The organism is Microcoleus sp. (assembly GCF_041354475.1).
In the GTDB taxonomy this organism is placed as follows: domain Bacteria; phylum Cyanobacteriota; class Cyanobacteriia; order Cyanobacteriales; family Microcoleaceae; genus Microcoleus.
Genome location: NZ_JBGJZU010000077.1, coordinates 19,991 through 30,040 on the forward strand (window position 1 = coordinate 19,991; position 10,050 = coordinate 30,040).

Annotated in this window: 5 protein-coding genes and 1 riboswitch; of the genes, 2 read left to right on the forward strand and 3 right to left on the reverse strand. The window is 45.0% G+C overall.

Annotated features, from left to right (window positions below; genetic code table 11):
• Positions 1 to 7: 7 nt before the first annotated feature.
• From ACBR23_RS22980 to ACBR23_RS22990, 3 genes are all read right to left on the reverse strand, one after another.
• Positions 8 to 5,584, reverse strand: coding sequence for an AAA family ATPase (locus tag ACBR23_RS22980; protein WP_371120502.1), 5,577 nt, complete (start codon positions 5,582 to 5,584; stop codon positions 8 to 10).
• A gap of 411 nt (positions 5,585 to 5,995) precedes the next feature.
• Positions 5,996 to 7,447, reverse strand: coding sequence for a precorrin-3B synthase (cobG, locus tag ACBR23_RS22985; RefSeq protein WP_371120503.1), 1,452 nt, complete (start codon positions 7,445 to 7,447; stop codon positions 5,996 to 5,998).
• Positions 7,427 to 7,570: riboswitch (adenosylcobalamin-variant (AdoCbl-variant) riboswitch) on the reverse strand. (Overlaps the previous gene by 21 nt.)
• 99 nt (positions 7,571 to 7,669) lie before the next feature.
• Entirely contained in the window at positions 7,670 to 7,939 is a 270-nt protein-coding gene (locus ACBR23_RS22990) for a hypothetical protein (protein ID WP_341739999.1), read from the reverse strand.
• 299 nt (positions 7,940 to 8,238) lie between these two features.
• On the opposite strand from ACBR23_RS22990, the gene cbiE reads away from it, so the two are divergent.
• Positions 8,239 to 9,450: a precorrin-6y C5,15-methyltransferase (decarboxylating) subunit CbiE gene (cbiE, locus tag ACBR23_RS22995; RefSeq protein WP_371120504.1), complete on the forward strand. Its 1,212-nt coding sequence runs from the start codon at positions 8,239 to 8,241 to the stop codon at positions 9,448 to 9,450.
• A gap of 372 nt (positions 9,451 to 9,822) precedes the next feature.
• Positions 9,823 to 9,963 carry a hypothetical protein gene (locus tag ACBR23_RS23000; protein WP_371117633.1) on the forward strand — a complete coding sequence of 47 codons (141 nt, stop codon included), beginning with the start codon at positions 9,823 to 9,825 and terminating at the stop codon, positions 9,961 to 9,963.
• Positions 9,964 to 10,050 lie beyond the last annotated feature (87 nt).

Genomic DNA, 10,050 nt, shown 5'->3' on the forward strand with positions numbered 1-10,050 from the left:
TTTCTGATTAATTTAGATTGTTTGGCTGGTCTTTTATTTTTTTTCGAGTCCCTAATGCAGAATGACAGCGTTCCCAATAAATTTTAGCAACGCCATCGCCCTGATTCTGATGCCAACACTCTGCAAACAGCCGCCCCGCTTCAGCAAACTTCCCTTCGGAGTAAATCGCCAAAGCTTCCGCAAACAATTCCAGCGTGGCTAACTTACCATCTTTAATTTCTGGGCGATCGCAATCAAACACCTCATAAACCGTCACCGCTTCGGATTTTCCCTTGACTTTTACCGTGTCGAGGCTGCGGATTGCGTACTTCGATGGATTTTCTAAACGCGAATAAGTTTCCTGGGTGATTAACAGCGACACCCCATAATTTTTCGTCAATCCCTCCACGCGAGAAGCTAAATTCACCGCATCACTGATGACTGTCCCGTCCATGCGATTTGGTCCTCCCACCGTTCCCAGCATCAAAGAACCCGTATTAATCCCAATTCCAATCTGAATCGGGGCATAACCAGAATTAGCACGATTTTGATTGTATTCAGCAAGGCGATACAGCATGGCAATTCCCGCGTTTACGGCATTATTTGCATCGCCGCTAAACAGCGCCATAATCGCATCGCCAATATATTTATCAATAAACCCATTATTTTGATTAATTACGGGTTCCATGCGACTGAGATAGGAATTGATAAATCGGAAATTATCCTCCGGTGTCATACTTTCTGAAAGCGTGGTGAAGTCGCGAATATCGGAAAACAACACCGACATTTCCAACTGCACTTGGTCGCCCAATTGCACATCAATGATGCTTGATTTATCTAAAAACTGGAGGAATTGACTGGGGACGAAACGCTCGTAAGCTTTATTGAGTTGAGCCAGCATCTTCTCACTTTCGCGTACTTCTGTATAAAGCTTAGAATTTTGAATCGAAATAGCCGCCTGTCCAGATAATACTTTTAATAGTTCAACTCTTTCTGGCGTAAAAGCTCCTGCTGTCAGATTATTTTCCAGATAAACAATACTAACGATTTGAGATTGATTAATCAGCGGCACACATAAAATTGATTTAGGCTGATGCTTTTGGATATATAGATCGTTAGTAAATTGTCCCTCTTTCACAGCATCATCTAGTACCACACTTTCTTGAGTGCGAGCCACATAATTCACAATCGCAGAGGAAAGTTCTTGACAATTATCAACTAAGATTGACTGTAAGACGGTGACGCTAGCACCATCAGTTGTCCCTTCAGCTTCAATTAACAGTTGTTCCTGGCTTGACAAAATCAGATATCCCCTTTGCGCCCCTGCATTTTCAATCAAAATTTTCATCAAACTAGACAGTAGCTTATCCAGCAATATTTCGCCGGAAATCGCCTGAGAAGCTTTCATGACTGCGGTGATATCTACGTGATTACCCGAACCCGTGGTTGTCATGGATACGCTAGTTTGAGTGTTTTTCCTTCCCGGTTGAGTTACATTCAATAACTGGGGATATCGCGTTTCTAAATCCTTTACCTTAGCAGTGGCTCCCCATTGGACATAACCATAATAGGCATCAATCATATAGATTTTGGCAAATTTTTCTTTGCCCCATTCTAGATAGAACTTGGCGGCTAGTTCATTGGCTAGGGCTTCTTCGTTGAGAAATTGATTTTCTTGAGCGAGGGAGATAGCGCGATCGTACAAGTCTATTGCATCTGCTTTATGGCCCAACACCCGTTGCCGTTCTGCCTCAACCAAATACCATTTATGCAGATGATTCATGGGAGCATTTTGCGCCCACTGTTGCAGAGTGATTTGATGAGTTTCCACTAAGGCAAAAATTTCAGTTTGCTCAATTTCTGGGTAGGTGGAAAAAAGTGCTAAGTGTGTCAGGGCGGCATAGAAATGGAAAATGGGGAAAAAAATCAATCCCGATACTGACATCAAATACGGCTTGGCTTGGGCAATGTGGCCTAGGGCGGCCGGATAATTACCAAAGAAGTAAGCAAGCATTAATTTATATGTGTATACCATAGCAATCGCCGTGAATACATTGTCCTGATGGTACTTGGGAATCATCACCGTTTCATCGTAGACCTGGCCGATTAGACAATCCGGTGTACTCACGGTTTCCCTGAAGTTTTTCGTCGTCTGCCACGTCATATCCAAAAGAGTCTGGGCAGAATATTGCTTCACTTGGGTGAATGCAGCACTGTAATCTGCTAGTTCGGCTTCCCAAGTATCTATTTCTACCCCACCAAACAAAGTGCCCTCAAAGCAAACGGTTAGGTTGTAGCCAGCGTATAGAAAATCGCCAGTTTCCATGCCAGCCATATAGCCATTTTTACCGATTGGTATCGTTGCCCTGAGAGCTTGTTGGTGATGCTGAATCCAGCTACTAAATACAGCCAGAATTTGGGACTTAAATTCCGGTGCATTAAACCGATCGAGTAAATTCAGTGCCAATTTACCAAAGCCATAGCCAGTTTTGACATCTCCCAAAAAAGAACATAGCACCACACCGTGAATCAAATACCCCATCGTCGATGCAGGTGAATTCCCAAACTGGAGCGATAAACTCACCATCGTGGAGCTCAGTAGTGGCGTTAAACTCGGCATGGCTTGAATAATCGGCGACCATAATATTCCTAATATTGGCATGGCTGCTTGAATCTGAAGATCGGTCATTACGGGCAAGTTAAGTAGTTCCTCAATCCTTCTGTCTTGGAGTTGTCTGGTAAGGCTCTGTAGCGCTAGATCTATCTTAACTTGTTCGGATTCGTTAGGGAGTTCAACTCCCAATTGCGCCAGTGCATCTCTGCCTACTGCGATCGCCTCCAACATCTTGTTCTGAGCTGTCTGGGCAGTAATTAAAATTTCGTAAGTTTTAACTTTGTCTAAAATTGTTCGGGCTGCTTGCAAAACCTCTGCGGCTATCTGCGCCATACCATCAAAGTCAGCATTCAAATAAGCAACTTCGGCAGCGGTAACATAAAGATTTAGCGTCAATTCATATTGACTTTGCCAACAGTTATCTGTTAGTAATTCAATTCCTATTTGCAAATAAACTTTTGACGCAGCGTAAGCGGTAGAATTTCTAGCTTTCTGTCCAGCTTTTAAGTTAAGTTGAGCTAAGGCTTCCCGCTCATTTGCTTGGGCGATCAACTCCTGCCCCAAATTCAAATGCTCGACAATATCAAACAGTTTTTCCTCTCTTTCCATCTCTGAGGAACTTTGTAGCAGCAATTGTCCAACTTTGAGATGAGTGGCTGGTTTCTGGCCATCAGGAATCAATGAATAAGCCGCTTGCTGGACGCGATCGTGTAGAAAGCGATAAGTTGGATTGGAAATAGAATCAGTCTTGAATTGAGCCTCTGTTGGAATAAAAAATTTATAATTTTCGTGAATCGGTAAAATCAGTTCTTCTTCCAAAGCTTTCCAGAGTGATAATGCCGTTTTTTCTGGTAATTCTTCACTGACAACTGCCAATGTATCTAAATCAAACTGCGCTCCAATACAAGCCGCCAACTTAAGAACATCCTGAGTTTCTTGGGGCAACTTCTGCAATTGCGCCGCCATAAACTCCACTACATCCGAGGCGTGAGTCAGTCTAGCTTGAGCAATATCGCACTGCCAATACCCTTTACTTCCCCCCTGACTAAGGGGGGACTCCCCTTTACTTCCCCCCTGACTAAGGGGGGACTCCCCTGTACTTCCCCCCTTACTAAGGGGGGACTCCCCTGTACTTCCCCCCTTACTAAGGGGGGACTGAGGGGGGTCAAAAGTAATTAGTCCATCATCATGTAATGCCTTCAGAAATTGAGTCGAGAAAAAGGGATTACCCTGAGTTTTTTGAGCGACTAATTCTGTCAAGGGTTGAGCCAAAGATAAATCGCAAATCAACGTATCTGCTACCAATTGATTCAGATCTGCTAAACTCAATGGTTGTAACATAATAGTATTCACCACTGCCCCAGACTTAATAATCTCATTTACCGTCAACATAAAAGGATGAGTAGGCGATACTTCATTATCCCGATAAGCACCCAAAACTAACAGATGCCCCCTATCCTCCATTAATAGTTGTAGCAACTTCAAAGATGCCGAATCTGCCCACTGCAAATCATCCAAAAATATCACTAAGGGATGTTCGGCGGTGGTAAATACTTGCACAAAATTCTGCATCAGCAAATTGAAGCGATTTTGTGCTGCACTCCCCGATAATTCTATTGCTGGATGTTGAGCGCCAAGGATGCGTTCTAATTCAGGAATCACCTCAATTAAGACTTGCCCATTATTGCCTACTGCGGTGAGCATCTTGGTTTTCCATATTTGTAATTGAGCATCCGATTCTGATAATAATTGCCCCATTAAATCCCGAAAAGCTTGGACAAACGCTGAGAAAGGAATATTGCGCTGAAATTGGTCGTATTTGCCTTTAATAAAATAGCCCTGTTCTTTGGCGATCGGCTTATGAACTTCGTTTACTAATGCGGTTTTACCAATCCCAGAGAAGCCAGAGACTAGCATCAGTTCACTGCCGGATAAATTCGCTTCCTCCCCTAGGGCGGGCACGCACCATCCACCGCCCCTACTCAGGGGGGAGTCGGATGAAGCCCCCCTTAATAAGGGGGGTTGGGGGGATCGTCCTGATGCAACTCGTTCAAAGGCTGCTAATAGATTGGAAACTTCAGTTTCTCTGCCGTAGAGCTTTTCTGGGATCGAGAAACGGTCTGTAATATCCCGCTTTCCCAAGGCAAACTGCTCAATGTTACCCGTTGCTTGTAATTGAACGAGACAATTTTCTAGATCGTGCTTCAATCCTAATGCAGTTTGATAGCGATTTTCGGCATTTTTCGCCATCAATTTAATAACTATTTGGGAGATAATCAGAGGAATATTTGGCTCGATTTCCTGGGGGGTAACTGGCTGTCTGGCAATATGGCAGTGAACTAACTCTAAAGCATCTTCTGTCTCGAAAGGCAGTTTTCCTGTCAGCAATTCGTAAAATGTGACACCGAGGGAGTAAAAATCAGCCCGGTAATCGAGAGTACGATTCATTCTCCCGGTTTGTTCTGGTGAGATGTAAGCGAGGGTTCCTTCCAGAATGCCTGGGTTTTTCAGAGTCGGTGTTTCTCTGCTTAGCTGAGTGGAAATGCCAAAGTCAATAATTTTTAATTGTTCCGTTTTTGGGTTGTAAACAATATTTGAGGGGTTAATATCTTTGTGTATAATATTTGCCGCGTGAATTTTTCCTAAAGTTTCAGTGGTGGCGATCGCAATTTGCAGAAACTCCTTTAGGTTAAACTTGCGCTGCTGCATCCATATTTTCAAGGATTCGCCGCCAAAGTCCTCCAGAAACATCACGAGGGTGTTTTGGTATTTTTGCAAGTCATAAACTTGCACGACTCCCGCCTCTTTCAACTTTCGGGTAATGCGGTATTCGGTGCGGTAGCGCACCAATTCTTGAGGTGTGGGGTAACTGTCTTTGAGAAGTTTGAGGATAAGTGGCTGGTTATCTGCTTCCCGAATGGCCCGGTAAACGAGGGAGTTGGCACTTTCATAGAGAAGTGTTACAACGGCTACGCCTGGAATGGAGAGCATATTGATTTTTTTGCGAAAAATTAACGCGAAGTCAAAACGCACCATATTTGTGTCAATAATAGCGCGTTAGAAGGATTTTAGGGACGCGCGGCCAAAAACCCGGTTTCTGCGTCAATATATCTCGGATCTATCGACGATTTTTCAGAGAAACCGGGTTTTTTGCGTCTAGGACTATTGGTAAAAGCCGATCGAGCAGACTCAAGCCGGAAACTGGAAATTGATTAACCGGACTCGCTCTTAAACCATTGCTGCAATTGGTCGATCGCACTTCGATCTACAAATTCGCCCAAGGATTTGGTGTAGATTTCTGTTCCGTCTTTAATATAGTCAAGCATTATTTAAAACTGGATCTTTTTTGAATGAACCGCGAAGGCGCTAAGGGCGCGAAGGAAGAAAGAGGAAGAAAGAGGTTCACTTGTGGTTTGGTTTTTTGGGGTTAAGCAATTGCTGCAATTGGTCGATCGCACTTCGATCTACAAATTCGCCCAAGGATTCGTCTGGCGATCGCAATTGTTGATATATTCGTAGCATTTGGGCGATCGAACTCGATATCTGATCCACACTCACGCCCTGGAAAATTTGTCGCCCAAAGGGTGAGTCTGTTTTACCTGCGTAAATGTCGTAACCTGCGATCGTCTCCTTTCCCTGCCTCATCTGAATTCCCACTAACGTTATATCAATGGGAGAATGTTGGGCGCAGGATTTTTCGCAGCCGCTGAAATGAATGTTAATTGGGCGATCGATCTTTAATTTTTGCCCTAAATCCTGCACCATTGCTAGGGCGTGACTTTGGGTATCTGTCATCGCCGATGCACAGCCAGTGTTGCCGGCACAAGCAACTAAACATGAGTCTAGATTGGTTCCGGATGAGTGCAATCCCAAACGGGCGATCGACTTTTCGAGTTCGCTAAGGCGGTGGTTCGGGATGTCAGAAATCAACAGATTTTGCCAAGGCGTGAGCCTCAGAGTGCCTCCGCCGAAGTTTTGGGCTGAATTTGCCAAATCTCGCAATTGCTGCGATTTTAGCCAGCCTAGCGGCAGGGCGATGCCGATGTAGGAAAAACCGGATTGTTGCTGGGGGTGAATGCCGAGATGCTGGTAACGGGCGATCGACTTTTCAGACGGAGCGATCGAGCTTTGCTGCAATACAAAAGGTAAATTATGCTGTATCTGTTCGAGATATTTTTCCACACCCCAATCTGCCAGCAGGTGACGTAAACGCGGTTTTTTACCTTCAATTCGAGGCTTATTTTTTGTGTATTGAAGATAAACGCTAGCGATGGCTGCTAATAATGAAATACATTGCGATTCTTGAATTATAATCCCTGTGTCGCCGTTTAAATACAGCCGCAGCACGATTTTTGAATCAGCAGATCGCCTTTCTGCTGCTAATAAAATATCGTTGCGAATAGCGCGGATCGAAACCGATTCTCCGCCGTCAAAACCGACACTGAATTTAGGCGAAAGTTCCGCAAGTTCGAGATGGGTTTGCAGATAATCATCCCAATCTTTAACTAGCGGGCGAGTATCGAGTAATTGCTGGCGATCGATACCCACTGTCGGACTGGCCATAATATTGCGAATCGGGTCAATTTCAACTAAGCGAGATGCTAATCCCAATGCTTGCAAATTCTGCCAGACTTCAGCAGAAATTGCCGAGTTCAAGTTTCGGATTTGCAAATTCGCGCGATTTGTTACTTGCACGTAGCCCGTACCGTATCGATCGACTAAATCCGCGATCGCCCCACACTGCGCTACATTTAAAATTCCCCCCGGAATCCGCATCCTCGATAATATTCCATCTCTGGCTCTGGAACCAGAAAATAAGCCCGGACAAGTCGGTAATTCATTCAAAACTAACAAAGAAACTCCTCCCCGTGCGACGCAGGGAATCTCAATTGACACTCCTGAAAGCGGCATTCTGACTTTCACAGTTGCGGCACAGCGCCGGAATTGCACCGGACTTTCCCGCTTTCAGGTTTAAAAAAGGTATCACATTTTTGCACCCCAAAACCAAAACCCTCAATTTTCTTAACAAATTCCCCCTCGCCTAATTGCCTTGAGTAATGAAAAATCGCCTAGTTTTCAATCAGGTTCCGTAGGGGAGTTAAAACAAAAACAAACCAATGACAAACCAAAGGTAGCCACAGGTAAAATATCTCCAAACATCATTGTATCTTGTTGATATTCCGTCGGCTGAGTTTCTCCCTCGATATTTCTAGGAGTTAAAATTTGTTCCTGAGAATTCACATTATTAGAATTAGTAAAGGCTGGCAATTCATCGGGTTTAACTGGAGAGGTGATGCTGAGAGTAGTCCAGAAAAACATTAAGGTTAAAATATTTAGGTATTTCATAGTAAAGACCCCGTTGTAAGTAATATAAATAAAAGGCTGAACGTTTTAGGTGTTTTGTTTGCCTCTACTTAAACTTTAGGGAAAAAGACGAATTACTAAACAACTAAAAGTGTCACTTTTTCTATGTGGCTTGTCTTTGGTGACTTACCTAAATGCTGAAATGGCTGGAAAGCTTGTATCAAGGAAGTTGCCAACCAGGCGATTTAGTTTTTAGCTGTAGTCAATTAGTCAACTGGCTGTTGTCCAATATGCTGGAAATAGATTCATGCTGAGTGGCAAAAATTGCAGGAGTAGGGCTGATGGTAGACAAATGGCTTTCGGTGGTGGGGATTGGGGAAGATGGATTATCGGGATTGAGTTCGATCGCCCGTACCCTGCTCGATCGCGCTCGAGTTGTTGTCGGCGGTGCCCGTCACCTAGCCATGCTACCCACCGACGACACCAGGGAAAAATTACTCTGGGCTTCACCTTTACAAGCCACAGTCGATGAGATTATCCGTCGCCAGGGAGAGTCGATTTGCGTGCTAGCTAGTGGCGATCCGATGTGTCACGGGATTGGTGTCACCCTGTCGCGCCGGATTCCGATCGCCGAAATGATGATAATTCCCGCAGCATCAGCCTTCAGTCTCATCTGCGCCCGTCTGGGTTGGGCTTTGGATGCGGTTGAGACTTTCAGTTTGACAAACCGCCCAGTAGCCTCCATCGCCCTTTCTCTATATCCGGGGGCGCGGTTGTTAGTTTTAAGTGCCGATCGACACACTCCGGGAAAGGTTGCTGAATTGTTGACACAGCGGGGGTTTGGTAGCAGTTTGATGACGGTGTTCGAGCGGATGGGAGCGGCTTCGGAACGGCGGAGCGAGGGGGTCGCAGCAGCCTGGAATGTGCCGGATTTGGCTGATTTGAATGCGATCGCGATTGTAGTTGCAGCCGATCGCGAAACTCTAATTTTCCCTCGCACTTCCGGTTTACCAGATGCTGCTTATTTGCACGATGGACAACTTACCAAGCGGGAGATTCGAGCGGTTACTCTGTCAACGTTAGCGCCAATTCCGGGTGAGTTGCTGTGGGATGTGGGTGCGGGTTGTGGCTCGATCGCCATTGAATGGATGCGGAGTCATCGGGGTTGTCGGGCGATCGCGATCGAACGCCATCCTACTCGACTGCAATACATCGCTGAAAATGCCTCTAATTTGGGTGTTTCGGAACTTCAAATTGTGGCGGGAGAAGCGCCATCAGCTTTGGCAAATTTGCCTCAACCAGATGCTATTTTCATCGGTGGCGGTGTCACCGCAGAAGCTTTACTGGACAACTGTTGGAATGCTTTGGATAAGGGCGGGCGTTTGGTGGTGAATGCGGTGACAATTGAGAGCGAATTGAAAGTTTTGCAATGGCATTCTTTGCACGGTGGGGAACTGATTAGAATTGGGATTCAGCGGGTTGGTGCGATCGGTTCTTTTCAGGGTTGGAAGCCGCTTGCACCGGTGACTCAGTGGGCGGTTGTTAAGGGGTAATATCAATTCTGATTGGATCGGAATGATTTAACCGCAGATTTCTTGTAGAGAAACGGCACTGCCCATTGGTGTCAACTTAAGGTCAAACCGATAGTCAGACAGGGGTTTAAACCCCTGTCTTATAGCGAAAGTCCTCTCAAAGAGGACTGAAGAGTTAGTTGATGTATATTGGTTTGGGGCAAATCGACCGTCGGTTTCAACCGACTGTCTTCTATTAGACAGGGGTTTTAACCCCTGGCGGACTTGTGGGATGACTAACGGACTTGGCGGGCTTTCAGCCTTAAGTTGACACCAATGGGCACTGCCGTGTCCTAATTTAGGCTAATAATCATTCCGATGAAGAGCGGATTTGAGATAAAAAGCGATAGAAATATGACACAAGTTCAAAACAAGTTAGCGATTCAGCAAGATATTATTGTGCAGCTTTTGGCACAGTTGACGGTTGACTATCAAAACACTAAATCAGAGCGCAAAGAGATGATACTAAACGGCAGTTTCATAGACTTTTCCTGACATTAAAGACATCAGGTCCAAAAAACACGGTGTTCTTGTCGCAATCGCTGTCTGTAACTGGTAAAATAAGTATCAATGTTGGCACTC

Excerpts from the sequence above, each read along its gene's own strand:
- ACBR23_RS22980 (WP_371120502.1), bottom strand. The coding sequence starts at position 5,584 with ATGCTCTCCATTCCAGGCGTAGCCGTTGTAACACTTCTCTATGAAAGT.
- cbiE (WP_371120504.1), top strand. The coding sequence starts at position 8,239 with ATGGTAGACAAATGGCTTTCGGTGGTGGGGATTGGGGAAGATGGATTA.
- ACBR23_RS22990 (WP_341739999.1), bottom strand. The coding sequence starts at position 7,939 with ATGAAATACCTAAATATTTTAACCTTAATGTTTTTCTGGACTACTCTC.
- ACBR23_RS23000 (WP_371117633.1), top strand. The coding sequence starts at position 9,823 with ATGACACAAGTTCAAAACAAGTTAGCGATTCAGCAAGATATTATTGTG.